Origin of the sequence: Clostridium sardiniense, assembly GCF_016907995.1 — a bacterium.
GTDB classification, from domain to species: domain Bacteria; phylum Bacillota; class Clostridia; order Clostridiales; family Clostridiaceae; genus Clostridium; species Clostridium sardiniense.
The window spans coordinates 1-25,815 of record NZ_JAFBDA010000024.1 but is presented as its reverse complement, the minus strand read 5'-3'; the positions used below and the strand labels follow the sequence as shown (position 1 = coordinate 25,815).

25 protein-coding genes are annotated in these 25,815 nt (G+C 29.1%); 3 read left to right on the top strand and 22 right to left on the bottom strand.

Going from position 1 to position 25,815, the window contains the following annotated elements; all coding sequences use genetic code 11:
* Positions 1-3: 3 nt before the first annotated feature.
* From aroF (JOC62_RS15595) to JOC62_RS15540, 12 genes are all read right to left on the bottom strand, one after another.
* Positions 4-1,017, bottom strand: coding sequence for a 3-deoxy-7-phosphoheptulonate synthase (gene aroF, locus JOC62_RS15595; protein WP_204596218.1), 1,014 nt, complete (start codon positions 1,015-1,017; stop codon positions 4-6).
* 351 nt (positions 1,018-1,368) lie between these two features.
* Complete coding sequence (locus tag JOC62_RS15590; RefSeq protein WP_204596217.1) at positions 1,369-1,881, bottom strand: shikimate kinase; 513 nt, start codon at positions 1,879-1,881, stop codon at positions 1,369-1,371.
* A gap of 9 nt (positions 1,882-1,890) precedes the next feature.
* Entirely contained in the window at positions 1,891-2,700 is an 810-nt protein-coding gene (aroE, locus tag JOC62_RS15585) for a shikimate dehydrogenase (protein WP_204596225.1), read from the bottom strand.
* On the bottom strand, positions 2,700-3,839 hold the full coding sequence (gene pheA, locus JOC62_RS15580; protein ID WP_204596216.1) for a prephenate dehydratase: 1,140 nt from the start codon (positions 3,837-3,839) through the stop codon (positions 2,700-2,702). The genes aroE and pheA overlap by 1 nt, the downstream gene beginning before the upstream one ends.
* A gap of 5 nt (positions 3,840-3,844) precedes the next feature.
* Entirely contained in the window at positions 3,845-4,924 is a 1,080-nt protein-coding gene (aroC, locus tag JOC62_RS15575; RefSeq protein WP_204596215.1) for a chorismate synthase, read from the bottom strand.
* Positions 4,902-6,191, bottom strand: a complete 1,290-nt coding sequence (gene aroA / locus JOC62_RS15570; protein WP_204596214.1) for a 3-phosphoshikimate 1-carboxyvinyltransferase — start codon at positions 6,189-6,191, stop codon at positions 4,902-4,904. Before aroA ends, aroC begins: the two co-directional genes overlap by 23 nt.
* Before the next feature lie 15 nt (positions 6,192-6,206).
* Positions 6,207-7,259: a 3-dehydroquinate synthase gene (aroB, locus tag JOC62_RS15565; protein WP_204596213.1), complete on the bottom strand. Its 1,053-nt coding sequence runs from the start codon at positions 7,257-7,259 to the stop codon at positions 6,207-6,209.
* A gap of 99 nt (positions 7,260-7,358) precedes the next feature.
* On the bottom strand, positions 7,359-8,372 hold the full coding sequence (aroF, locus tag JOC62_RS15560) for a 3-deoxy-7-phosphoheptulonate synthase (protein WP_204596212.1): 1,014 nt from the start codon (positions 8,370-8,372) through the stop codon (positions 7,359-7,361).
* Positions 8,373-8,962: 590 nt separating this feature from the next.
* Positions 8,963-10,393 (bottom strand): cardiolipin synthase, encoded by a 1,431-nt coding sequence (gene cls, locus JOC62_RS15555; protein WP_204596211.1) that lies wholly within the window; start codon positions 10,391-10,393, stop codon positions 8,963-8,965.
* A 219-nt stretch (positions 10,394-10,612) separates the two neighbouring features.
* The gene (locus tag JOC62_RS19395) at positions 10,613-12,781 is read right to left on the bottom strand and encodes a DNRLRE domain-containing protein (protein ID WP_204596210.1); all 2,169 of its coding nucleotides are present in this window, start codon (positions 12,779-12,781) and stop codon (positions 10,613-10,615) included.
* 83 nt (positions 12,782-12,864) lie between these two features.
* Entirely contained in the window at positions 12,865-13,989 is a 1,125-nt protein-coding gene (locus JOC62_RS15545; protein ID WP_204596209.1) for a glycosyltransferase family 2 protein, read from the bottom strand.
* Positions 13,990-14,168: 179 nt separating this feature from the next.
* Positions 14,169-14,711: an NADH peroxidase gene (locus JOC62_RS15540; protein WP_204596208.1), complete on the bottom strand. Its 543-nt coding sequence runs from the start codon at positions 14,709-14,711 to the stop codon at positions 14,169-14,171.
* 349 nt (positions 14,712-15,060) lie between these two features.
* On the opposite strand from JOC62_RS15540, the gene JOC62_RS15535 reads away from it, so the two are divergent.
* The gene (locus tag JOC62_RS15535; protein WP_204596207.1) at positions 15,061-16,263 is read left to right on the top strand and encodes a CapA family protein; all 1,203 of its coding nucleotides are present in this window, start codon (positions 15,061-15,063) and stop codon (positions 16,261-16,263) included.
* A 69-nt stretch (positions 16,264-16,332) separates the two neighbouring features.
* Here JOC62_RS15535 and JOC62_RS15530 read toward each other — a convergent pair whose 3' ends face one another.
* The 7 genes from JOC62_RS15530 to JOC62_RS15500 form a co-directional block, all read right to left on the bottom strand.
* Positions 16,333-16,485: a zinc-ribbon domain-containing protein gene (locus JOC62_RS15530; protein WP_204596206.1), complete on the bottom strand. Its 153-nt coding sequence runs from the start codon at positions 16,483-16,485 to the stop codon at positions 16,333-16,335.
* Positions 16,486-16,701: 216 nt separating this feature from the next.
* The gene (locus JOC62_RS15525; RefSeq protein ID WP_204596205.1) at positions 16,702-16,854 is read right to left on the bottom strand and encodes a zinc-ribbon domain-containing protein; all 153 of its coding nucleotides are present in this window, start codon (positions 16,852-16,854) and stop codon (positions 16,702-16,704) included.
* 205 nt (positions 16,855-17,059) lie between these two features.
* Complete coding sequence (locus JOC62_RS15520) at positions 17,060-17,212, bottom strand: zinc-ribbon domain-containing protein (protein ID WP_204596204.1); 153 nt, start codon at positions 17,210-17,212, stop codon at positions 17,060-17,062.
* A 189-nt stretch (positions 17,213-17,401) separates the two neighbouring features.
* Positions 17,402-19,075, bottom strand: coding sequence for a MutS-related protein (locus JOC62_RS15515; protein ID WP_204596203.1), 1,674 nt, complete (start codon positions 19,073-19,075; stop codon positions 17,402-17,404).
* A 237-nt stretch (positions 19,076-19,312) separates the two neighbouring features.
* On the bottom strand, positions 19,313-20,407 hold the full coding sequence (locus JOC62_RS15510; protein WP_204596202.1) for a DUF1648 domain-containing protein: 1,095 nt from the start codon (positions 20,405-20,407) through the stop codon (positions 19,313-19,315).
* Positions 20,408-20,412: 5 nt separating this feature from the next.
* A complete protein-coding gene (locus JOC62_RS15505; protein WP_243425091.1) occupies positions 20,413-20,787 on the bottom strand; it encodes a GntR family transcriptional regulator in 375 nt (124 codons plus the stop codon).
* A gap of 424 nt (positions 20,788-21,211) precedes the next feature.
* Entirely contained in the window at positions 21,212-22,075 is an 864-nt protein-coding gene (locus JOC62_RS15500) for a LysR family transcriptional regulator (RefSeq protein WP_204596200.1), read from the bottom strand.
* Between the two features lie 130 nt (positions 22,076-22,205).
* On the opposite strand from JOC62_RS15500, the gene JOC62_RS15495 reads away from it, so the two are divergent.
* The gene (locus JOC62_RS15495) at positions 22,206-22,757 is read left to right on the top strand and encodes a chromate transporter (RefSeq protein ID WP_204596199.1); all 552 of its coding nucleotides are present in this window, start codon (positions 22,206-22,208) and stop codon (positions 22,755-22,757) included.
* Positions 22,744-23,313, top strand: coding sequence for a chromate transporter (locus JOC62_RS15490; RefSeq protein ID WP_204596198.1), 570 nt, complete (start codon positions 22,744-22,746; stop codon positions 23,311-23,313). Before JOC62_RS15495 ends, JOC62_RS15490 begins: the two co-directional genes overlap by 14 nt.
* A 155-nt stretch (positions 23,314-23,468) precedes the next feature.
* On the opposite strand, the gene JOC62_RS15485 is transcribed toward JOC62_RS15490, so the two are convergent.
* The 3 genes from JOC62_RS15485 to JOC62_RS15475 form a co-directional block, all read right to left on the bottom strand.
* Positions 23,469-23,690, bottom strand: a complete 222-nt coding sequence (locus tag JOC62_RS15485; RefSeq protein WP_204596197.1) for a PF20097 family protein — start codon at positions 23,688-23,690, stop codon at positions 23,469-23,471.
* Positions 23,691-23,754: 64 nt separating this feature from the next.
* On the bottom strand, positions 23,755-24,150 hold the full coding sequence (locus JOC62_RS15480) for a hypothetical protein (protein ID WP_204596196.1): 396 nt from the start codon (positions 24,148-24,150) through the stop codon (positions 23,755-23,757).
* Between the two features lie 60 nt (positions 24,151-24,210).
* Positions 24,211-25,569 (bottom strand): tetratricopeptide repeat protein, encoded by a 1,359-nt coding sequence (locus JOC62_RS15475; RefSeq protein ID WP_204596195.1) that lies wholly within the window; start codon positions 25,567-25,569, stop codon positions 24,211-24,213.
* Between the last annotated feature and the right edge of the window lie 246 nt (positions 25,570-25,815).

Here is a 25,815-nt window from a genome sequence, read left to right as displayed (position 1 = left end):
GTTTTAAAGAACTTTCCCCTCAAACTCTGCTATTTTCTTTATTTTCTCCATTAATTTTTCAAAACTTTCTGGTTTAATTGATTGCTGTCCATCACTTAAAGCATTCTTTGGATCGTTATGAACTTCTATCATAAGACCATCGGCTCCTGCCATTATTGCAGCCTTTGCTAAAGGTTCAACTAAGTACCAGTATCCAGCTGCATGACTTGGATCTACTATAACAGGTAGATGACTTAACCTTTTAACTACTGGAATAGCACTTAAATCTAATGTATTTCTTGTAGCAGTTTCAAAAGTTCTAATACCTCTTTCACAAAGAATTACATTATCATTTCCACCAGCCATTATATATTCAGCTGCCATAAGCCATTCTTCTATACTTGCTGATAACCCTCTTTTTAAAAGTATAGGTGTTTTTGTTCTACCTACTTGCTTTAAAAGATCAAAGTTTTGCATGTTTCTTGCTCCAATTTGTATAACATCAACATTTTCTACAAACTCATCAATGTAATCTGTTGACATTAATTCTGTAACTATAGGAAGACCTGTAGCTTCCTTTGCCTTTTTTAATAACTTTAATCCATCAAGTTCTAACCCTTGGAAACTATATGGTGATGTTCTTGGCTTAAAAGCTCCACCTCTTAAAAAATTTGCACCTGATGCTTTAACGCTTTTTGCTATTTCAATAATTTGTTCTTCACTTTCAACTGAACAAGGCCCAGCCATTATACCTAGGTTTCCTCCTCCAATTTTATTTCCTAAAACATCAACTATTGTATCCTCCGGTTTAAATAATCTATTTGCTTTTTTAAATGGTTCTTGAACCTTAACTACCTTTTCTACACCATCAAATCTTAAAAGCTTATTTTGATCTAATATTGAAGTATCTCCCATAACTCCAACTATTAAGTGTGAATCTCCTTTTGATATGTTAGTTCTAAGTCCCAATCCTTCTACGCATTTACTTACTTTATTTACTTCTTCTGCCTTTGCATTTGTACTCATAATAATTATCATAAAATATCCTCCAAAATTTCCTATGTTTTTATTAATACTTCTTAGAAATTCCCGCTATACTTCATATCCTAGTCCTTAGACACTTTTTAATTTATCTATCTATAAATGCATTTTTACATCTTTAAAACAACAAATTAAAGATTCATTCAATCTTATAAATGTCTCTTAATTTTGTTGTAGTCCTTCAATCTTACTCTGGAAAAGAGTTATTTATAAACTCCTTATCGCCCCTTCTTTTATATAATAAAGACCCCTAAAAGTATTTACCTTCGTAATTCTAAAACCCTTTTTCATATACCAATATCTTTTTCTTGGCTTTGATCAGTTTATAACCTTAATACTTTTAATCTGCTACTCCTTAATCTTTCCCTTAAGCTTAAATTTTGCTAAATTAATCGTATCTCTTAAAAATCCTTCATTAATAACTTCAACATGTGCAGCCTCTTTGTACTTATAAAATCGCTCTTCATAAAGCTTATATAACTTTTCCTTGCCCTCTTTAAGCAATGGTCTGCTAGAAATATCAATATCTCCTACTATTTTTTCAATAGGTCTATTTATAAATAGGATAATTCCATATTCTCCTAATATATCTATATTGATCCCTCTCTTAATAACTCCACCACCTGTTGAAATTACACATCTTTTTTTTAATATAAGCTCTTTACATGCCTTTGTCTCTAAATCTCTAAAATCATTTTCTGACTTTGCAAATATCTCTTTTATTGATTTCCCGTGTGTTTCTTCGATATATTGGTCCATATCATAAAAGTTGTAATTTAATTCTTTAGCTAAAATCTTTCCTATTGTTGTCTTGCCGCATCCTGGCATTCCAATAATAACAATTTTATCTCTTTTTTCCATAACTACTCCTTATTTAAACTTTATAATAAGTCTCTTATATATATCTAGTATAACCTTTTTATCAATACTTCTTTCTTGCCAAATCTCCTCTGCTTTAATAGCTTGACCTACAAGCATCATAAGTCCTCCACAAGTGACTTTATTATTTTTAATACCCAGTTTAAGAAACTCTGTCTCTAAAGGATTGTATATTAAATCAACTAAAGCATCATATTTTTTAATTATATATTCTGAAACTGGAGAATTAATGATCTTTGGATACATTCCAACTGGAGTTGTATTTATAATAACATCTCCAAAAACTTCATCTAACTCTTCATAAGTTATAACATCTATTCTACTCTCATTTTTATATAATTGCTTTTTAGTTCTACTAACTAATTTAATCTCTAAAGCTCCTTCATCTAAAAGATAGGCCACAACTGCTTTACTTGCACCACCAGTACCTAAAACTGTTACCTTCTTGCCGCGTACAGTAATACCTTTATCTTCTAGCATATACTTAAAACCATAATAATCAGTATTATACCCTAAAAGTTTACCTTTTTTATTGAAAATTGTGTTAACAGCTCCAATTTCCTTAGCTTCCCTAGAAATTTCATCCAAATAATTCATTACTGTTTCTTTATAAGGTATAGTTACATTCACCCCCTTAATACTCAAGGTTCTTAAAGATTTTGAAAGCTCCCCTATATTTTCTTTAGGTATTTCAAATAATCTATAGGCTCCTTCAATATTAAGCTCTTTAAATATATCTTTATGAATTTCCGGAGACAAGGAATGAGAAAGTTTTTCTCCTACAAGTCCATAAAATTCCATCATTTCACATCCATTCTTTTCTTATACCATCCTAATAATTTAAAATATTCACTACTTTCTTCTATTAACTTAAGAGCTTTTATTACTTCACTATTCTGAAGACTTCCCTCAAAATCAATATATAAGAAATATTTCCACTTATCATGCTTAGTTGGTCTTGATTCTATCCTTATCATATTTATATCATTTTCTGCAAAGTGTCTTAAAAGCCTATATAGTGTACCAGCTTTATCTTCTAATGAAAATACTATACTTACTTTATTAGCTTCTTTTTCTTTTAATAATTCTTTTCCTATTATAATAAATCTTGTGCAATTGTTCTTTACATTGTTTATTTTTTCTTTTATTATATCTAAATCATATATATTAGCTGCCCTACTACTTGCAATTGCAGCTTTACTTTTATCATTTAAATCTTTTATTAACTTTGCACTTGTTGCTGTATTATGATATGGAATAAGTTTTAAATCACTATAATCTTTTAAAAATTCGCTAGTTTGACTAAATCCTTGAGGATGTGAATATACTTCTTTAATATCATTAAACTCTGAACCATGTACACCTATTAAATGTTGATCTATCTTGATGCTTTCTTCTCCAACTATATAGAATCCATACTTTACTAAAAGGTCATGTACTTCACTTATTCCACCTGTTGATGAATTTTCAACTGGAAGTATTCCATAATTTATCTCATCATTTTTAAGTGCTATAAATACATCTTCAAATTCTTCATAAGCTACCGCCTTATTCTCTTCTCCAAAATACTTTAAAAGTGCTTCTTCACTAAATGAACCCTCTGCCCCTGGAAATCCTATTATATCCTCTTTTAATATAACTCTTTCTTTTATAGTAAAGGAATCCTTTGCTCTATTTAGCTTTCTTCCTTGTAACTCCCTAGATACTTCCATCATTCCATTAAAGAATTTTTCTATTTCTTTGGCATAATCTTTATTTTGTAATCTATCTATATTTTTCTTAATTACAACATCTTCTCTGCCCTTATGGAAAATTGGAAGGTTCTTTGCTTTCTTATATTCTGCTACCTTTAATACCACATTCATTCTTTTTTCAAATAGTCTTGTAATCTCACTATCTATATCATCTATCTCTTTTCTGTAGCCTTCTAAAGCATCCATTTTTTCTATCTTCCTTTCAAAAGTTCTAAAATTCCAATTGCAGCAACACTTTCTATAACGGGTACTGCCCTTTGTACTATACAAGGATCATGTCTTCCTTGGATATTTAATTCTTCATTTCTCTTCTCATCTATATTAATAGTATTTTGTTTCTTTAATATTGAAGCTGTTGGCTTTATAGCTACTCTAAATATTACTGGCATTCCATTTGTAATACCTCCAAGTATTCCACCATTATTGTTACTTCTTGTTTTTATCTTGTCTCCATCATAGTAAAACTCATCATTAGCCTCTGAACCTTTAAGCTTTGTTATATTAAATCCTTCTCCAAATTCTACTCCCTTAACGGCTGGAACTGAAAATAAGAGATGCGCTAAAGTTGATTCTACTGAATCAAAGAATGGATTACCAATACCTGCACCTATATTTACAATTGCACATTCTATAATACCACCTACAGAATCCCCTTCTAATTTTGCAGATAATATTTCATTCCTTATATCATCATCTAAGCTTTTATTAATTAAAGGAAGTTCCATATTTGGTAACTCTTCTATTAATTTATTATCAACATTTATTGGATTAAAAAATTCATCTTCTACAGTTCCAATACTTTTTATGTGAGATACTATCTTTATTCCATGAGATTCTAATATTTGCTTACATATGGCTCCACCAAATACAAGTGGTGCTGTAATTCTTCCTGAAAAGTGTCCACCACCTCTATAATCATTAAAACCATCATATCTTATATTTCCAGTATAATCTGCATGACCTGGTCTCATTAAACTTTTAAGCTTACCATAATCTTTAGATCTTTTATCACTATTTCTAATCATTCCACAAAGAGGTGTTCCTGTTGTCTTTCCTTCAAATAGACCACTTAGTATTTCAATTTTATCTCCTTCTTTTCTTGAAGTTGATAAGTTATTTCTACCTGGTGCTCTTCTCTCCATTTCATAATTAATTTTTTCTATATCAATTGAAAAACCTGAAGGAAGACCATCTATTGTAAGTCCAATACCGACACCGTGAGATTCTCCAAAAATAGATATTTTTAAATTATTTCCCCACATTCCACTCATCTACTCTTCCTCCTAGCATTTTATAATCTTCAAAGAAACTTGGGTATGATTTAGATACACATTCATAATCTTCTAATATTATTTCACCATTACATCTTGTAGCTGCAATAGCTAACATCATGGCAATTCTATGATCTTTGTGGCTCCATACATTTACTCCACCTTTAAATTCATCTATTCCATGAATTATTAATCCATCTTCTTTTTCTTCAATATTTGCACCTAACTTTGATAGCTCTAGATTAATTGCACTAAGTCTATCACATTCTTTTATTCTAAGCCTTTTTGCATTTATAATCTCTGTCTTTCCCTTTGAAAGACTTGCAACTACTGAAAGTATAGGAATTATATCCGGGCATCCTTTTGCATCTATAATAGTTCCATTTAGACTACTTGAATTTCCAATTATCCCATCTTCACTTCTTTCAAATAAGACCCCCATACGTTCTAAAATTTCTATAACTTCCTTATCACCTTGAAGTGAATCATTATCTAAATCTTTGCATACAACTTTATTTCCTAAAGCATCTGCACATAAGAAAAATGCACCCTGAGAATAATCTCCTTCAACTCTATATTCTCTTCCTATATAGCTTTGATTTCCTTTTATAACAAACTCTTTATAATCATTATTTTCTATCTTTACTCCAAAGTCAGCTAGTGCTTTTAGAGTTAAATCTATATATCCCTTTGATTCAAGTGTCCCTTTTATAATTATCTTAGAATCACCCTCTAAAAGCGGCAGTGTAAACATAAGTCCTGTTATAAATTGTGAGCTTATATTACCTAACACTTCAAATTCTCCTGCAGCTAATTTTCCTTTAGTTTTAAGGTCTAATTCTCCCTCTTTATATGAGTAATTAATACATTGCTCCTTAAAAATATCATAATAAATATCTAAAGGTCTCTTTCCAAGATTTCCTCTTCCTATAAATCTATTATTAGAATTACTTAATGAAGCTATTGGAACAAGAAATCTTAAAGTTGATCCTGATTCATTACAATTTATAATTCTCTCTTTAGAAACATCATCCTTTATATCTAATCCTATTATCTCTAAAGCTCCATCTTTTATTTCTATCTTAGCACCTAATGCTCTCATACCATTTATTGTTGCAATTATATCATCTGATAAATCTATATTTGTTATTATACTTTTATCTTTGCTAAGTGCTGCACATATAACTGCTCTATGCGCCATACTTTTTGAAGGAGGAATCTTAGCTATTCCTTCTAACTTATTATTATATATTTTAAGACTTCCCATTATATATGTCTCCTTTTATCTAAAGAATTCTACTGTAGTATCATAAATTTCCGCATTACCTATTTCTTTCATAATAATGACTTTAAGTCTACTACCCATGTTCTTTTTATCTAAAGATATTGTTTCAATTATAGCATCTTTATCTATTAACTCTACTTCAAATGGAAGACCATATCTAACTAAAATATTCTTAATATCTTCTGAAAACTCTTTGTTTACTAATCCCTTATCTTCAGCAAGCTTTGTTATCAAATACATTCCAATAGCTACACCCTCACCATGAGTAAACTCTGAAAACCCATAGTACTTTTCAATTGCATGCCCTAAAGTATGACCAAAGTTTAAAATCATTCTCTCTCCAAGATCCTTTTCATCTCTCTCTACGATAATTCTTTTACTATTACAACATGTATATATGATATCCTCGATGTGCTCCATTACTTCTTCTCGAGTATTTAAACTATTTAAAAGATTAAATAAATCTTTATCTCTAATACAGCCATATTTTATAACTTCACCCATTCCATCTTTATAGAATTTCTCATCTAACGTATCTAAAACATTTGGATCAATTAACACTCTCTTTGGTTGATAGAAGCTTCCAACTAAGTTCTTTCCTCTAGGAAGATCTACTCCAACCTTTCCACCAACACTACTATCTACTTGTGCTAATAGTGAAGTTGGAATTTGAACAAAGGATACACCTCTTAAAAATGTTGAAGCTACAAACCCACCAAGGTCTCCAACAACTCCTCCACCTAAAGTTATAATTAAATCTTTTCTCGTTAACTTAAAATCCAGTAGCTTTTCATAAACTTCTGGAAGTGTAATAAATGACTTACTCTCTTCACCTGGATTTATTGCATATTTCTCTACAATAAATCCATCTTCTTTAAGAGAATTAAGGACTATATCACCATAATATTTATCTACATTTTTATCTGTAATTATAAATATCTTTTCTCCATTAAATACTTTTCTTATTCTTTTTGGAACATCTTTTATAAGTCCCTTTTCTATTTCTATGTTATAGGAGTTTTCTCCTAAATTAACTAATAATTCTTTCACAGTAAAACCTCACTTTAAATTACAGTTTTTAATTAACTATTTATAGTTATTATAGGTAATATCCTTGGTAGCTATAAATAGTTAATTTCTATTGTAAAATTATAAAACTCTTCCTACTGCCTTGGCAATAGGTCTAAGTTCTTCTAATAGTTTACCATAAACATCTGGTTTTATGGATTGCTGTCCATCACAAAGAGCATTTGCAGGATCATTATGAACTTCAATTATAAGACCATCTGCTCCAATTGCAACAGCAGCCTTAGCTAAAGGCTCTACCATCCACCACTTCCCTGTAGCATGACTTGGATCAACTACCACTGGAAGATGACTTAATTTTTTAATTGCAGGTATAGCACTTAAATCTAATGTATTTCTTGTGTAAGTTTCAAAGGTTCTTATACCTCTCTCGCATAAAATTACATTATTATTTCCACCTGCCATAATATATTCTGCACTCATAAGTAGCTCTTCAATAGTTGCAGATAGACCTCTCTTTAAAAGTATTGGTTTTCTAGTCTGCCCAAGTTCCTTTAAAAGATCAAAGTTTTGCATATTTCTTGCCCCAACTTGTATAACATCAACATCTCTATTGAAAATTTCAACATCATAAGGTGACATTATTTCTGTAACTATTGGAAGACCTGTCTTTTCTCTTGCAAGCTTTAACAGTTCAAGACCATCATATTTAAGCCCTTGGAAGCTATATGGTGATGTTCTTGGTTTAAAAGCTCCTCCTCTTAAAAGATTTGCCCCAAATTCTTTAACATCTTTTGCAATCTCTGTTATTTGAGATTCACTTTCTACTGAACATGGCCCTGCTATCATAGCTAATTTATCGCCACCAATTTCTACTCCATTTACATTAACTATTGTTTTGTCTGGATGAAACATTCTATTAGCTTTCTTAAAAGGCTCTTGAACATGCATTACTCTTTCTACATTTCTATTTGCCTCAATTTGAGTAGGGTCAAGCTTACTAGTATCCCCAACAAGTCCTAGTATGATAAGCTCTTTTCCTATTACAGGATTAACTGATACTCCCTTATTTTCTAATTGATGTGTTAATTTTTCAATTTCCTCTTTTTTTGTTTTTGGTTTTAAAATTACTATCATATTTAAGCCCCCTTTATATTTGAAGTTGTATCATGAAAGTACTTTAAAGAAATTAATATACGTATCTAAAATTAAATATTAATTTTTAATATTTTACTGATTTTCTTTCAAATTTCCCTTTAATACAACTTCCTAACCTTATTTATTGTATAAAAAAAGAGCCCAATCTATGAGCTCTAAATCTAACATATTGATGGAAATATTATAAAAGTAGTATAAACTTAATTACTCATATCAAAGAATTATATTTTTTTGTGCAAAACAAATAGCCAGCGCCATAATAAAAGCCCCAGAAGCTAAAGTAAAAAAAGCTATAAGATTTTGCTCTTAATTCTTTGATTAATCCTTTCATAATATTCCTCCATAATTACATTTATTTCATTTTTAGTATTTAAAAATTATTTTACCATACTTCCATATTACCGTCACTAACTTTTTAATTATTTTATTTAACTTCTACAAAAAATAATTTTAATAAACAATTAGGTCTTTAAAATTCCTTTAACCCTAATATTATTAATATAGTAATTTAAATATTTCATCTATATAATAAAATCTATTAATTTCTTATCTTATCACTTTAATTCTTATTAAAGGATTGGCGCAAGTAATCTTACTATAGATTCCATTATCTTTTGTCCTCTTGGCCTATTTACAAACTGTTCTAGTTTAACTTCAGTTGATTCCTGTAAATCTTTCATAAATTGCTCTTCACATATTTTAGATTCATTTTCATCGAAAATGAGTGCATTAACCTCAAAGTTCAAATAAAAACTTCTCATATCCATATTAGCTGTTCCAATACTTACAACAGAACTATCCACAACTAAAGTCTTAGCATGAATAAATCCATTTTCATAATAATATACTCTCGCTCCAGCTTTTAAAAGTTCTCCGATGTATGAATCTGCTGCCCATTTCATAAACTTATGATCAGGCTTTCCTGGTATAAGTATTCTAACATCTACACCTGATAATGCTGATATTCTTATAGCTTCAAGAATTGGCTCATCTGGTATAAAGTATGGTGATGTTAAGTATACATTTTTCTTGGCATTATTAATCATTTTAAGATATGCATTTTTAATATATTCTTCATTGTGGTCAGGTCCACTTGTTACTATTTGAACGCCAACATCCCCTTCTTCATATTCTTTTTCAAGCATAAACTTGCTAAAGTCTTCTATATCTTCTTCTGATGCATAACACCAATCCAAAAGGAATCTTTCATTTAAATCATTAACCGCATTTCCTTTTATTCTTATATGAGTATCTCTCCAAAATCCTATCTTCTTATCTCTATTTATGTACTCATCTCCAACATTAAATCCTCCTACATAACCATATTCACCATCAATAACTACTATTTTTCTATGGTTTCTATAATTTACACGAGTATTTACATGTGGAAGCATTCCTGGGAAAAATATTGCAAACTGTCCTCCAAGCTCTAAAAATTTCTTAAGTTTCTTTTTAGTCACAGTATATGATCCCATACTATCAACTAATAACCTAACCTCAACACCATGAGCTAATCTTTCTTCAAGTGCCTCAATCACTTTAGTTCCTATAAAGTCCTTTCTAAAAATATAATATTCAATATGAATATACTTCTTGGCATTTTTTATATCCTCTAATAATGCTTTAAACTTATCTTCACCATTTACATAGATATCAATTTCATTTCCTATAGTATATCTTGCACCACTATTGTTATAGTTCATCTTTCTAAGATCTAGGAATTGTTCTCCACCATCATGGCCACTATTATCATTTAAAATTTCATTCATTTCTTTTTTCTTATGAACATCATTTATAATCTTTCCTCTAAATAACTTTTGTCTACTAAAGTTTTGTCCAAGTATTATATAAATTATAAATCCAATACCAGGTAGTACTAAAAAAATCAAAAGCCATGCCCATGTTGTTGTGGGATCTTTTCTTTCTATAAAGATTAAAGAAAAAGCTAGAATAGTATTTAATAATAAAACTAAAATTGTTATAAATACAAATAGACTCATATAAGCATCCCCTCTTTATAATTACTTTTATTTGTGATTTCTTTCATCATTTTGTATATTCTTTCCCTTTTTACGTATTTTATTTCTTAATTATATTACCTTTTAAATAGCTACGCAATTAAATACTTATCTAACTTTGTAAAAGTAATATTAATTATTAATACAATTTATAAAAAAGATAAGGTATAAGAATTCCATCTTATACCTTACCTAATATTACTATGCTAATTTTACTATTGTTATTTTAGTTAAACAGTATTTTAAACAAGATTTGCTTCCATTTATAAGCTCTATAAATGTATCCTCGCATTTACACCCTGAAACATTTACTATTGCTGTACCTGAAAGATTTACAAGTGTTCCACTCTTCACTATATCTCCTACTGCTATACTGCAAGTTTCTCCATCTACGCATAACTTTAATTCTGCAAGAGTACAGCTTTCTCCTGATACAGATGCACCAAAGTTAATTAAATACGTTCCTTCTTCTACTCTTATATCAGAACATCCTTCTTTATGCTTTATAGAGTCTCCATTTATAGTTATATTATTTGTTAATGGAATTGCAGCCTTACTTAAAATCATTTGACAACAATTTGATACTATATAAGCATTTTCATCGGTTACTGAAGATCCGCATTCACCTTTTGGCCCTCTTCGTCCCTCTGGCCCTCTTGGTCCCATTGGTCCACATGGTCCCATTGGTCCTTCTGGTCCCTCTGGTCCTTCTGGTCCTTCTGGCCCTACTTCTCCTTCAAGTCCTCTTGGTCCCATTGGTCCTTCTGGTCCCATTGGTCCTGTATCACCCTTTGGTCCACATGGTCCACATGGTCCTCTTGGTCCTTCCGGTCCCTCTGGTCCTTCTGGCCCTTCCGGTCCCTCTTCTCCTTCAAGTCCCCTTGGTCCCATTGGTCCTACTGGCCCCATTGGTCCCATTGGTCCCATTTTTCCTGTATCACCTTTTGGCCCTTCTGGTCCTCTTGGTCCTTCTGGTCCTTCTGGCCCTTCTGGTCCTTCTGGTCCTTCTGGCCCTTCTGGTCCTTCTGGTCCCTCTGGTCCCTCTGGCCCTTCCGGTCCCTCTGGTCCCATTGGTCCTCTTGGTCCCATTGGTCCCTTTGGTCCTTCTGGTCCCTCTGGTCCCTCTGGTCCTTCTTCCCCTTCTGGTCCCATTGGTCCCTCTGGTCCCATTGGACCTTGTAATCCCCTAGGTCCTGTTACACCTTGTAACCCTTGTGGTCCTTGTTCTCCTTTTGGTCCTTCTGGCCCTTCTTCTCCTTGCTCTCCTTGTTCTCCTCTTGGTCCTTCTGGACCTCTTGGTCCTGTTGGTCCTGTTGCTCCTGTTTCCCCTCTCTCACCTTTTGGTCCTCTTGGGCCTATTGGTCCCATTGGTCCCTCTGGTCCTTCTGGTCCTTCTTCTCCTATTTCTCCTTGTGGTCCTTGTGGTCCTTGCTCTCCTCTTGGTCCCTCTGGTCCTTCTGGTCCTCTTGGTCCTTCTGGCCCCCTTGGTCCTTCTGGTCCTTCTTCGCCTTGTTCTCCCATTTCACCTTGAACACCTTGTGGGCCTCTTGGACCTGTTGGTCCTGTTGGTCCCATTGGACCTGTTGGTCCTGTTGGTCCTTCTAATCCCATTTCTCCTTTTGGTCCTATTGGTCCTCTTGGTCCTGTTGGTCCTGTTGGTCCTTGTAGTCCTCTATTCCCCATTGGTCCTACTGGTCCCATTGGTCCTTCTGGCCCTTCTGGTCCTTCTTCTCCTCTTGGTCCTTGTGGTCCCCTTGGCCCAACTTCACCTTTGCATCCCATTGGCCCTTGTGATCCTTCCGGTCCTCTTGGCCCTCTAGGTCCTGGTGGACAAATTATACATTCATCTTTACATTTTATACTTAGCATTGGACCACTATGCCCTCTTGAAGATATAAATACAACTTCACCTTCTTCTTTAAAAGATGCTACTATTGTTATACCATTATTTTTAATTTTCCCTCTAATCCATGACTTAACAAGTTCAGATATATCAATACTTATATATCTGCCTTCACACTTATCGTCAATAAATATATTTTTTCTAAATAATTTAGCCTTAGGAGCATTTTTATAATTAACGTCATAAACATCATAATCATCTAAATTGTATAAAATATCAATGAATATTCCTTTATCTTTACATGAATTAACCTTTTTTACATAAAGCTTAAGTTCAGCTTCTGAAACCTTGCATCCACATAAGCATTCCCTTAAATCAAATTTCATAAGAGAATTGTCATATTCACATTTACAATCATCCTCATCACCTTTTGAAACTAAAAGAACCTTTTCTTTTGAAAAATTCTTAGTTGGGTAACTAGAGGAAATAAAAGTATCATCTTTGGTCTTAATATTTTTATCGCTCAAAAAATCACCGCCTTTTAATAGTCATTACATTATATTCTTAAATTCTCACTTTGCTATTATAAAAGGTGAATTTTCGACATTTTTTATATATCCCAACTTAATATTGTCTTTAACTTCTTAGCTTTTAAATTTCTTCTCTCCATTTCTTGAGTTAAATATTTTCTATTATACTCAATCTTATCTTTTGGTGCTAAATATAAGTTTGCTAATTCATTATAATAATATGACTTTTCTATATCTCCGATAGTTGAATAATATACACAAAGTTCTAGTGCCGGAAACCATGTTGAATATATATTATTATTGAATCCCATATTTTTTTCATCTTCATCTAGATTCATTGCAGCCTTTAGATAAATTACTCCTTCATCATACATACCTTTACTTTTAAAGCATTCTGCAAGTAAACAAAGCATCTCACTATTTGGATAATATTTCTTAAAAGAATTAAAAATTAACTCTATTTTTTCATCATCATTTCCACCAGATATATTAAGGGCTCTAACTAAATTTATAGTTCCTCTTTTAAAATCTTCTGACCATAAATCCTCTTTTTCTAAAACTTCCCTGTATTTTTTTATGGCATCATCATATAATCCATTATCATAAAGTTCATTTGCATAATAGAAAAGATCCCTTGTTGTAAATTTTTCTCCTCGTTCTTCCATTCCACCAAATATTAAAAGATTTCTATTAGTATGAGCTTTTTGTTTATCATGATTTATTGTTATATCACTTTGAATTATATTTCCATAAACATTCAAAAACTCATGAACTTTTCCAACCCATTTATAATTATTTGCTCTTTTAACTAATCTATTTCTTTTAAGAGAATAAGTTGTCTTTCCCTCTGAATCTCTAGCTAGAGAATAATTCATCATTACAGAATCAACACTATTATCTAGCTTTTCTTTTAAGTCAATTAACATATTTATATTTTCTTCATCAATAAAGTCATCAGCATCAAGCCACATTATATATTCTTTACTAGCTTTACTAAATGCATAATTTCTCGCTTTTTCAAAATTATCTTCCCACTTAAAGTCATATATTTTACATCCAAATGATTTTGCTATTTCCTTTGTATTATCTGTAGAACCTGTATCTACAATTATAATTTCATCAACAACATCATTGATACTACCTAAGCATCTTCCTAATGTTTTTTCTTCATCTTTTACTATCATACATAAACTTATGGTTATCATCTAAACTTCACCTCTACAAAACTATAATTTTACCTATTATATTGTATAAGCGTATTTTATAATGGTGATTATAACCTCAAGCTAAAGCAATCTTTTTAATTGATAATATTAGAATATAATAAAAAATACCTAGAGAATTTAATTCTCTAGGTATTTTACGTAAGCTATATTTGTGAATATTAAGCGAAGTATCTATCTAATAGTCCTTTAAATGCTCTACCATGTCTAGCTTCATCTTTACACATTTCATGTACTGTATCATGGATTGCATCTAAGTTTAATTGTTTAGCTAAAGTTGCTAAATCTTTCTTTCCTTGGCAAGCTCCGAATTCTGCATCTACTCTCTTTTGTAAATTTACCTTTGTATCAGCATCAACAACTTCTCCTAAAAGTTCTGCAAATTTTGCAGCATGTTCTGCTTCTTCAAAAGCAATTCTCTTATATGCTTCAGCTACTTCTGGGAATCCTTCTCTATCAGCTTGTCTTGACATTGCAAGGTACATTCCAACTTCTGTACATTCTCCCATAAAGTTTGCTTGTAATCCTTCTACAATTCTTGGATCTACGTCTTTTCCAGCTCCGATTCTGTGTTCATCAGCCCAAGCCATTTCTCCAACTTGTTCCTTGAATTTATCAGCACCTACTCCACATACTGGGCATTTTTCTGGTGCAGTTTCTCCTTCATGAATATATCCACATACTAAACATACAAATTTTTTCATATTTAATCTCTCCTCTTTCTTACACACATTTTTTATATTTAACTTTTTAAAATTCTAATTTATTAAACTTTGTTTTGACTTGTTGTGTCCTTCTATAGTCATTATTATATAATAATAATTATCCGTTGTAAATACTTTTTTTATAATTTTTTAATTTTATTATTGCTAAATTATGCCCTTTAAATAATACCCATATTTCAATATTTTTATTTATGTAATCAAAAAACATAAGTTGATATTTAATGACTGTTTTATCTATTATTTTAGTTTCTATAAGCTATATGTATATTTATAGCAAAATTTGATGTATTATATTATTGAATATATTTTATGGAGGTATTACATATATATGGATAACCAAAAAAGATCAAATTCAAAAAAGCAATTATATAGAAAAAAACAAATAAAAAAAAGAAGAATTCTAAGAAATAGAATTTTATTCTTTGGATTATTATTTATAGTAATAGGAGGAACAGGCTACATTATACATAATTATAATTCTTCAAAAACGCTTAAATCTACTGAAGATAACTCTAAAAATACATCTCAAGCTAAAACTCCTAAGGAGGAAGAAACTCCACCTAAAAGAGAAGAAATATTACTTACAGCAGCAGGTGATTTTACTTTAGGTACAGATGACTCCTTTGATAAAGCAACTAGTCTTCCAGCAGCAGTTAGTGCATCTGGAAATAATTACTCTTATCTTCTTAAAAATGTAAAAGACATCTTTGAAGGTGATGATTATACTCTTGTTAATCTAGAAACTACATTTACTAATAGTACTAATAAATTAGATAAAGGACATGCAATCCAATTTCATTTTAAAGGTCCATCTGAATTTGCAAAAATTTTAACATCCTCTTCTATAGAAGGTGTCACTATTGCAAATAACCACATATATGATTATGGCAAGCAAGGATTTAATGATACTGTTAATACTTTAAAAAATAATAAGGTTGATATAACCGGTGAAGGACATATAATAGAAAAAGAAATTAAAGGTATCAAATTTGGTTTTTTAGGTTACCAAGCTTGGGATAATGGACAAAAAATTAAAGATCAAATATCTAAAGATATAAAAATTCTTAAAGATAAAGGAACCCAAGTTATTATTCCATATTTTCACTGGGGAATAGAAAAAGATAGTAAACCATCAGAATACCAAATTGATTTAGCACACTTTGCTATTGACTCTGGTGCCTCAATGGTTCTAGGTTCACATCCTCATGTAATTCAGACAATTGAAAATTATAAAGGAAGGCTTATTGCATACTCTCTATCTAATTTCTGTTTCGGTGGAAATTCTAATCCTGCAGATAAAAGAACATTTATTCTTCAATCAAAGTTTGACTTTGAAGGGGATACTCTTAAGGATATTGAATATAAAGTTATTCCAGCTACTATATCATCAGTATCAAATAAGAACGACTATATTCCAACTGTAGCCACTGGAGAAAAAGGGGAAACAATTTTGAATTATATAAATAGCTTATCACCTACCCTTAAAGGTTCTATAAGTGATTCTTATTTTAAGCTTCCAAAAAGCTCTTAAAAATTTATAAGTTTTAAAGACAAACAAAAAAGACTATAGTTAATCTATAGTCTTTTTAACAAGCAGAAATTATCTGTTGTTTCTTTGTTGTTTTCTAGCTCTTCTGCAGTCTGGGCATCTTACTGGTTCGTTATCGAATCCTTTTTCTTTGTAGAATGCTTGCTCTCCTTCTGAGAAGATGAATTCCTTACCGCAATCTTTACATACTATTGTTTTATCCATTCTAATTCCTCCTGTTTAAAGACTTCATTAAAACTTATAAATTCTCTAAAAGGAGAAAATTATAACTTAACTATCTTTAATCATTTTTTTGTATTTCTACCATTTCATAGTACCAAAAACGTTTTAATAAATCAAGTATTTTAATAAAATTTAACACTTTTTTGTAAACAAAGAAAGGAGCATAGATTTAATCTATGCTCCTCTTATTTCAAGAAACTATCTGTTGTTTCTTTGTTGCTTTCTAGCTCTTCTGCAGTCTGGGCATCTTACTGGTTCGTTATCGAATCCTTTTTCTTTGTAGAATGCTTGTTCTCCTTCTGAGAAGATGAATTCCTTACCGCAATCTTTACATACTAATGTTTTATCCATTCTAATTCCTCCTGTTAAAGACCTCATTAAAACTTATAAATTCTCTAATAGGAGAAAGTTATAATCTAATTATCTTTAATTTTTTTTTTGTATTTCTACTCTTCTTATTTTATCAGACATGCTTATTAAAATCAAGCATTTTTAGAAGTTTTTTAATTTTAATAAAAAAGAGATATAGAAAATCTATATCTCTTCATGTAAGAAACTATCTGTTGTTTCTTTGTTGCTTTCTAGCTCTTCTGCAATCTTGGCATCTTACTGGTTCGTTATCGAATCCTTTTTCTTTGTAGAATGCTTGCTCTCCTTCTGAGAAGATGAACTCTTGACCACAATCTTTACATACTAATGTTTTATCCATTCTAATTCCTCCTGTTAAAGACTTCATTAAAACTTATAAATTCTCTAATAGGAGAAAGTTATAATCTAATTATCTTTAATTTAATTTATTTTATTTTGTATTGCTACTCTCTTATAATAACAGATACTTCAATTAATTGCAAGTATTTTTAAAAAATTCTAAAAATTTTAGAATTCTATATAGTTATAATTAAATCTCTTGCCATTTGTTTGTTTTAGTAAAAACCCTAGCTCTATCATAAGCTCTGTCTACTATTTCTTTATCATATCCTATAAATGAAAGTATCTTTATAGCATTCCTAGTCTTAGACCTTCCACTATACAATTTATAATCAAATATTATGTCATTATCTTTTATTTCTTCTTGGAAATGATAATTATTAAAGTTCTTTTCTAATATATAGGTTAATTCTATATCATGGGTTGCTGCTACACATATACAATTTTTACTTTCTGCTAAATGATTTAATACTTCAGAAGATGCTGCAATTCTCTCTATTGTATTTGTTCCTCTTAATATTTCATCAACAAAGCAAAGAATAGGATATTCTAAAGGTATACTATCTAATATTCTCTTTAGTGACTTTATCTCTACCATGTAATAGCTCTCTTTTGTAAATATACTATCTTTAAGAGCCATTGAACTATAAACCCTAAAATAACTACTTTTATATTCTTCTGCATATACAGTATATATACTTTGAGCTGTAATTGCATTTAATGCTAAAGTTTTTAAGAATGTAGATTTTCCTGATGCGTTTGAACCTGTAATCAATATGGATTTATCTATGTTAATTGAATTTTTAACTGGTTCTTCTATAAATGGATGATATAGATCTTTCGATTCTAAATATTCTTTTTTCTCACTACTTTTTTCTAAGATAGGCTTAGTATAACTATCCAAAGAATCCCTGTAAGATGCAATTGAAATCAATGAATCTATATACCCCATATATTCGTATATATTTTTAAAATCATCTACTTTTTTATATAATATATTTAATATTTTCTCATACTTTATTATGTCACTTAACATAACATTATCTTTATACATCTTCCATATTGAAGCATCACTCATATACATATTTGAATCATCTAATATAACTTTATTCCTTATAGATTTTAAATTATTTAATGAATCTTTTATATGTAGAAATTTATTGTTTATATACTCTATATTTAATGAATACACTTTATTTGCTGTGTTTATCATTCCAAGCATATACATATAATCTTGTATTTCAAATTTATGTTTATTTTTAATTCTCCAATTTAAAATAATATTAATTCCAATAGATATCATTACTAAAAATGCTAGTACAGGCTTTATAATCGTTAAAATTACAAATATAAATGGTATAATTCTCAAACTTCTATATAATAAAAGCTTATCTTTATTAGGTTTCTTTGGCTCTTTAAAATAGTTTGTTATGCAAGCTGAATCTTTTTTACCATACTCCCCTAATGTAAACTGAATCTTAAATCTATCTTTTGAATTTCTCATAAAATAATCTATTATTTCATCTCTCCAGATTAATTCACACTTATCAAATAATGGTATCCTCAAAATGCAATATAGAATTTCTTCTCCTATTGAAGTTTGAGTATTGTTCATAGATTTAAATACTTCATCCATATTTAAATCATTCCATGTTATATCATCAATAAAAAATTTTTCATTATCTTTTTTATTTCTAAAATAACTCCTTACATATTCAAAGTTCACTTTAGCATTTTTTATATTTATTTTTTCCCCATAGCTTTTAAGTATTCTTTCTCTTAATCTTTTTCTTCTTTTATAAATTTCATAAATATATGCCCCTATAATAAGTATCACTGCAATTATTATGTAAATATAAATCATACTGTCTCCCCCTTAAATTTATTAGCAGTATATAAAATAATTTTATTCTCATTATATCATGCAATTATTTTCTATTCATAAAGTATACTTCCTTTAACTATATTTATTTTATAATTCTATTTAAACTAAAAATGACTATCCTATATACAAGATAGTCATTTAGAGATATAAACTGTATCATTTCAAAGCATCGACAAAATCCAACTAAAAAAGAGATGTATATTACATCTCTTTTAATTAACTTTGAACTATAGACATACCTACAGCAAAGACTACTATAACTAATGTTAGTATATACAATAACATCCCTATTTTATTTCCTGCATTTATAGTCCATCCTATTCCTACTCTTTTTTCCACAAATATTGATGGATCTTGTTTATTGTAATATATAAAGCCAAATTTCCATTTACTATCATCATCTCTTTGTATTACATTATTATTTTCTGTTTCGTAATCATTTCTAATCTTAAATGCTTTTATTGAATAATACATAAGTGCTATAAGCATGATAGCTGTAAGTATAACAACTATCCACATTGCATTTCTACTGTTTTTTATTATTTGCAGCACTTGAAGATTTCCTATAGTTAATGTTATCAAAGCAACTAGCATTATACACATCATAAGCTTTGATATTATATCTCTATATTTTAGATTATTTCCCCTAGATTTCTCTGGATTTGTAGGATCAATCTTCATCTTCTTAGTTTGTAGTATATAATCAACTGCTATAAAAGTTATTATCATAAACACTATAGAAAATATTAAACCACCAAAAAGGAAAAAATTCTTTTCAGAGTAAGCAGTTATATTTCCACTAAAATCAAACTGAGTTGGAATTCTATCAGGTAATATACTATATTGTTTTATGGCAAAAACTGTATTTAATACTAATACTGGAATTCCAATTAAAAGATAATACCCGAGTCTTTTAAAGCTGTACTTGTTTCTTTCTGTAGAAACTACAACAACTTGCTTTTTATCCTTTAACCCGCCAAGTTCTTCTTTAAGTTCTCTTATCTTTTTATTATAAACTCCATAACATACCATTCCACCTATTATAGAAAAGAACATTGAAATTATAGCTATTAGCTGACTATTTTGAAAATAACTTATTACGATTCCTAAAATCGCTAATATACTAATAATTACATTTATATTTATATATTCTTTTTCCTTTTGCTTTATTTTATCATTTGCTCTAATTTCATCACTTACAATACATCCTATAAGTACATTTTTCTTTCCTTTTACAGCTAAAATCGCACACGCAAAGAATTCAGTAAGAATTACCAAAATCATTATAATTATAAATCCTATATCAACCATAAAATCTATCTCCCCTCATATCCATCTAAAATAGTATTTAATAAACTTACCATTTCATCTCGCTTTAATCCCTTTGCCATACCTTCTGCTACCACTTCATTTATCTTTTCTTTATAGCTTTCTATAAATTTTTCATCATCCTTAGCTTTCTTTATATTTACAAGTACACCAATTCTTCTGTCTACACTTACATACCCCTCTTCTTTTAACAAGTTATATGCTTTATTCACTGTATGAAGATTTACTTCTATCTCTGATGCAAGTTCTCTTACTGCTGGAAGTCTATCGCCATCTTTTATCAATCCCTTTGCTATACCTTCTATTATATTCTTCTTTATCTGCAGATATATTGGAACTTCACTATCAAACTCTAATGTCATTAACACAACTTCACCTTCTTATATTCTATTTGTTATATATAATATATAACATTATTAGTAAAGTTTCAATAATATAAGTAATTTTATTTTTTCATAAGCAATTATATATTAAGGCTTATAAAATAATTAAAGAAATCACTATACATTAATGTAATTTTTATTATTTTTATATAATAAAAAAATCCCACATTATAATTATACAGTGCTCCTGAAATATTAATAATGCAGAATCTAAACTTTTCTATTTATTTTTTATGTTTTACTTTTTTGGATAAACTAAGTATCGTACCTTAATTTTATATATTTATCATAACTATACAAAATTTATATGGTTATTATATAAATTATATATTTTAAATATATTAAATTCAGTGTTATATTATATCAGTAAGAATTTTTACTCTACTTTTTATTATGTATTTTTCTAATTAAACAACTTAATAAAACTTTTTGCTGCTTTTGAAAGATTTGTACTTTTTCTATAGATAACTCCAAGCCTTGTATATAGATTAGTTTCATCTATTACTTTTGTTTTAAGATTATTACTTTCAATAATCTTTGCTGCTGATTTTGGAATAACTGCTATACCAAGACCTGCTTTTGCCCATAATAATGTAGTTCTTGCATCATCATTTTTACAGAAACTATTTAACTTAACATTATTTTTTTCAAATATTGATGTAATTAATAATTCATATCTTCTATAGAAAATTAAAGGCTTATTATCTAGCTTATCAAGTGATATAATATCTTCTTTTATATCACTAAAGTGTTCTTCTCTTGCAACTGCAACCATAGGCTCTGATTCTAGATAATTCAAAACAACATTTTTTGCTTTAAAAGGTGTTCTAACTATTGCTACTTCAATAGTATTATCTTCAAGCATCTCTAGCATTTCAAAGGTTGTACCTTCATGTACTTCGAAGCTTATGTTAGGATTATTTTTATGAAATTCTATCATTCTACGTGATAAAAGTGCAGTTCCTGATGATGAGATAGTACCAAGTCTTAATGTTCCTTTAACGCCATTATCAAAGTCTTCTATCTCTTTAATTGCAGTATTTGTTAGTGAAACTATCTTACATGCATGTTTATATAAAAGTCTTCCTGCATCAGTTAAAGTTATATTACGAGAACCTCTTTCTACAAGAGTTATACCAAGTTCTTCTTCTAGAAGTTTTAACTGCATACTTAAAGGTGGTTGTGAAATATGTAGTCTCTTTGCAGCTGAAGTTATGTTACCTTCTTCTGCAATTGCAATAAAGTATTTAAGATGTTTAATATCCATAAATAGCACCTCTGTTTATGTTAAAGTTTGTTTAAATCTTATGTTAACTAAATATTTAAATAAACTTTAATATAAAATAAATTACTTGTAAAGACAATAAATATTAATTAAACATAGAAAGGATTTTAGTATGAAAGATTTATTTGATTTATACCTTCTCTTTATAAAACTTGGACTTATGAATTTTGGTGGAGGATATACAATGTTTCCAATACTTCAAAGGGAAATAATTGAAAAAAGACATTGGATTACCGATGAAGAACTTACTGATTATTATGCAATTGGTCAATGTACACCTGGAGTAATTGCAGTTAATACTGCTACATTTATAGGATATAAAAGGAAAGGAAGTCTAGGTGGAATATTTGCAACACTTGGGTTTGTAACTCCATCTGTAATACTTATTTCAATAATTGCAACTTTTATTGGCAACTTTTCTGATCTTCCAATTGTTAAAGATGCCTTTGCTGGAATTCGTGTATGTGTTGCTGTACTTATTTTAAATACTGCAATTAAATTACTTAAAACATCTGTAATTGATATTAAAACACTTATTATATTTGTGCTTGTACTTGGATTTTCTATTTTTACAAATATATCTCCTGTTTTATTCATAATTATTTCAGGAATAAGTGGAATTGTACTTAAAGGACTTGGAGGTAAAAAACATGATACTAATTAGATTATTTTTTGAATTTTTTAAGGTAGGTCTTTTTGCCGTAGGTGGTGGCGCAGCTACTATTCCATTCCTTTATGATATTTCAGATAAAACTGGATGGTTTACTCACACTGACCTTGCCAATATGGTTGCTATATCTCAATCAGTTCCAGGTGCAATGGGTATTAATATGGCATCTTATGTTGGATATGCAACTAAAGGACTTGCAGGATGTATAGATGCTACAATTGGTATTATTGTTCCTTCCATTATTATAATTTTACTTGTAGCTCAAGTTTTAGATAAGTTTAAAGAAAATGATATGGTTCAAAATTGTTTCTATGGACTTCGTCCAGCATCAACTGGTCTTCTTGCCGCTGCTGGATTTGAAATAGTTAAAATATCAATATTAACTTTAGATAAGTACGCCAAAACATCAGATATTATGGATATACTTTCCTTTAAAGCATTAATACTTGCAGCAATTTTATTTTTCTTAATATCTAAATACAAGAAGTCACCAATTGTTTATATAGCTTTGTCTGCTGTTGTTGGAATTGTATTTAAGTTTGCATCTTAAAACTATAAAAAAGCCCGCAAAAATTAATTTTGCTGGCTTTTTTATATTTATATTATTTCTTTTATTATTTTATATAGTATATTTATTCTATAAAAAACTTATAATTATGATGTATTTTTCACTTATCTTTTATAATCGATTCTCTAATTATATTTTTACTTTCCTTCTATAATACATTGTTTGCATTGTCTACAGTAATAAGCTTTAGCCTTTTCGCTACCTTCTACTATTGAGTATTTTGCAAGTTCTACCCCATTTGGACTGCTTAAACATTTGAATATTCCTCGTTCTTCATTTTCAGGTATCCAACAAAGTGCTTCACGTTTGTTTTGTATATATCCCTTTTCCATTTCAGAATTGCAAAGTGTACATTTCATAGAAATTTACTCCTCTCAAAAATATATAATTTATATAAACCAATTAAACTTATCTATTTATAAATTATATTATCTCTATCGAAGTAATATTTTCTAATTTTATTATTTTTAAAGCATTTTCATTATTTTTATTTATATATTCAATTCTTAACCATATCTCATCAGCAGATCTAACTATTCCTTTTATAATATTCCCTGATCCATTATCATCTACATAAACTAAATCTAAAATTATTTTACACTCTTTACCTACGCACTCTTTTATGGTATCAGTTAGAATTTTTTTAGATTTATTTTTTCTATCTAAACTTTCTTTTTCTTCAATTCTATTTATTAATGCATCAGATAATCTATCTATAAATTTATCTGATGCTATAGAAGAACTAGCTTCTTCTACGCCATATTTTACTGCCAATTTTATAATATAATAAAATACTATCCCAAGAATAAACCAAAGCATAATATCTTTCCCCCATACATAATTTAAATAACCATAACTTAACCAATTCTAATTTCAATATTACTTTTTATTAAGACTTTCTTCCTTCTTAAACCATTCATTTGCTAACTCTAATTGGTTTTTCTTTTCATACATAAGTCCTAATCTTCTATATAACCCCGATTCCTCTGGATTTTTTTCTATACCCTCTTTTAATAATTTTTCAGCTTTATCATACTCATTTCCGTTAATATATATGTCTGCTAATAAAGAATATGCTCTTGGATTGTTCTCTATTAAAATATATTTTTCTAATGCCTTTTCCTTATCATGCATATATTTATCTGAATATATTTTCTCTTCCTTAGTCCTATCCTTATCAGCATTTCTAAATTCAAAAAATTGTTTAGTAAAGTTATCCTTTAAATTTTCATTCATAATCCTTTCAAGATCTTCTATAGAAATCCCTACAACTTCTTTAAAAGCAGTATTAAAATCTGATTCCTTACTTTTTAATATAATATCTTTTAATTTATTTTCACCTTTTAATATAACTATCCGTCTCACTGCATACTTACTTTGCATATATATTGTATTTTCTTTTTTTAAATTCTTTTCCCACTGCTCAGTAGTCACAAGCTTATTAAAAGGTACTATTTTATTAATTTCTGTAATATAGTTTGTATCGGCAATATGTTCTGCCACTCCTTCAATAAACCACAAAGGAATAGTTGAAATATCTACCTCATTCGCCTTGAAGAATTCAAACATTACATGATGAGTATATTCATGTATTAATGAATCCTGTAACTTTAAGGTTCCTAATACATCATCATATGCATCCTTTCCATAAAAATAAATATTTTTAGTAAGTGGAATATACATACCATCTAAACCTTCTGAATTATATCTCCCTTCAAATACATCTTTTATATAATCAAATTTAATAGTTACAGGTGATTTATCAAAATCTCCAAAAATTCTATTATTTAATTTAATTGATCTATCTATAATTAAGTTTATATTATTTAATGCTGGTTCTAATTTTTCTGTATAAAGAATTGTATAATCATCTCTTTCTTCCTTTTTAAATACATCATTATACCCTTCTGGTTCCATCTCTGTTTTTTCTAAAACAGCATATAAAGCTATACTCCTATCTTCTTCTCTATAAATCTCCACCACTGTAATTGTCATAACAACAACTATTCCTATAAGTATTAGATTTAATGTACAAAACAATATATCCTTTACTTTACATCCCTTTTCTTTCTTTACTATGTTTTTAACTATCTTAATTGTACTAAAAATTAAGATTAAACTTAGTATTAATGCTAAAATTATATTACCTTTAAAATTCAAAAATATTGGTAAAAATATGTATACTAACATAGTTATAAGATATACTATTATCTTTAATCCTGTCTTTATAATTCCCATACGCTTCCCCCTAATGTTATTTTATAGACATTCCCTAAAACCCATGATGATTATAACATATTTTGTAATTTATGTATCAAAAATCATCTATTTAAAATACATTTCTTTGCAATATCTCTTTTATAATTATTTGAATATTAATCCATAATTTAAAATAAAAATATTTTACCTTCTATAAACAAATGAAATAATTAGTTAAATATATAATTACATTATTTCTATAAAACTCTCTATATTTTGTCTTAA

Excerpts from the sequence above, each read along its gene's own strand:
- JOC62_RS15505 (WP_243425091.1), bottom strand. The coding sequence starts at position 20,787 with ATGACATTAGAGTTTGATAGTGAAGTTCCAATATATCTGCAGATAAAG.
- JOC62_RS15545 (WP_204596209.1), bottom strand. The coding sequence starts at position 13,989 with ATGATAACCATAAGTTTATGTATGATAGTAAAAGATGAAGAAAAAACA.
- JOC62_RS15480 (WP_204596196.1), bottom strand. The coding sequence starts at position 24,150 with ATGCTTTGGTTTATTCTTGGGATAGTATTTTATTATATTATAAAATTG.
- JOC62_RS15525 (WP_204596205.1), bottom strand. The coding sequence starts at position 16,854 with ATGGATAAAACATTAGTATGTAAAGATTGCGGTAAGGAATTCATCTTC.
- JOC62_RS15540 (WP_204596208.1), bottom strand. The coding sequence starts at position 14,711 with ATGAAAAAATTTGTATGTTTAGTATGTGGATATATTCATGAAGGAGAA.
- aroE (WP_204596225.1), bottom strand. The coding sequence starts at position 2,700 with ATGGAATTTTATGGACTTGTAGGAGAAAAACTTTCTCATTCCTTGTCT.
- aroF (WP_204596212.1), bottom strand. The coding sequence starts at position 8,372 with ATGATAGTAATTTTAAAACCAAAAACAAAAAAAGAGGAAATTGAAAAA.
- JOC62_RS15535 (WP_204596207.1), top strand. The coding sequence starts at position 15,061 with ATGGATAACCAAAAAAGATCAAATTCAAAAAAGCAATTATATAGAAAA.
- JOC62_RS15500 (WP_204596200.1), bottom strand. The coding sequence starts at position 22,075 with ATGGATATTAAACATCTTAAATACTTTATTGCAATTGCAGAAGAAGGT.
- JOC62_RS15515 (WP_204596203.1), bottom strand. The coding sequence starts at position 19,075 with ATGATTTATATTTACATAATAATTGCAGTGATACTTATTATAGGGGCA.
- JOC62_RS15475 (WP_204596195.1), bottom strand. The coding sequence starts at position 25,569 with ATGGGAATTATAAAGACAGGATTAAAGATAATAGTATATCTTATAACT.
- JOC62_RS15490 (WP_204596198.1), top strand. The coding sequence starts at position 22,744 with ATGATACTAATTAGATTATTTTTTGAATTTTTTAAGGTAGGTCTTTTT.
- aroF (WP_204596218.1), bottom strand. The coding sequence starts at position 1,017 with ATGATAATTATTATGAGTACAAATGCAAAGGCAGAAGAAGTAAATAAA.
- JOC62_RS15520 (WP_204596204.1), bottom strand. The coding sequence starts at position 17,212 with ATGGATAAAACATTAGTATGTAAAGATTGTGGTCAAGAGTTCATCTTC.
- cls (WP_204596211.1), bottom strand. The coding sequence starts at position 10,393 with ATGAGTCTATTTGTATTTATAACAATTTTAGTTTTATTATTAAATACT.
- JOC62_RS15495 (WP_204596199.1), top strand. The coding sequence starts at position 22,206 with ATGAAAGATTTATTTGATTTATACCTTCTCTTTATAAAACTTGGACTT.
- JOC62_RS15510 (WP_204596202.1), bottom strand. The coding sequence starts at position 20,407 with ATGGTTGATATAGGATTTATAATTATAATGATTTTGGTAATTCTTACT.
- aroA (WP_204596214.1), bottom strand. The coding sequence starts at position 6,191 with ATGGGAAGTCTTAAAATATATAATAATAAGTTAGAAGGAATAGCTAAG.
- pheA (WP_204596216.1), bottom strand. The coding sequence starts at position 3,839 with ATGGATGCTTTAGAAGGCTACAGAAAAGAGATAGATGATATAGATAGT.
- JOC62_RS15590 (WP_204596217.1), bottom strand. The coding sequence starts at position 1,881 with ATGGAAAAAAGAGATAAAATTGTTATTATTGGAATGCCAGGATGCGGC.
- JOC62_RS15530 (WP_204596206.1), bottom strand. The coding sequence starts at position 16,485 with ATGGATAAAACAATAGTATGTAAAGATTGCGGTAAGGAATTCATCTTC.
- aroC (WP_204596215.1), bottom strand. The coding sequence starts at position 4,924 with ATGAGTGGAATGTGGGGAAATAATTTAAAAATATCTATTTTTGGAGAA.
- JOC62_RS15485 (WP_204596197.1), bottom strand. The coding sequence starts at position 23,690 with ATGAAATGTACACTTTGCAATTCTGAAATGGAAAAGGGATATATACAA.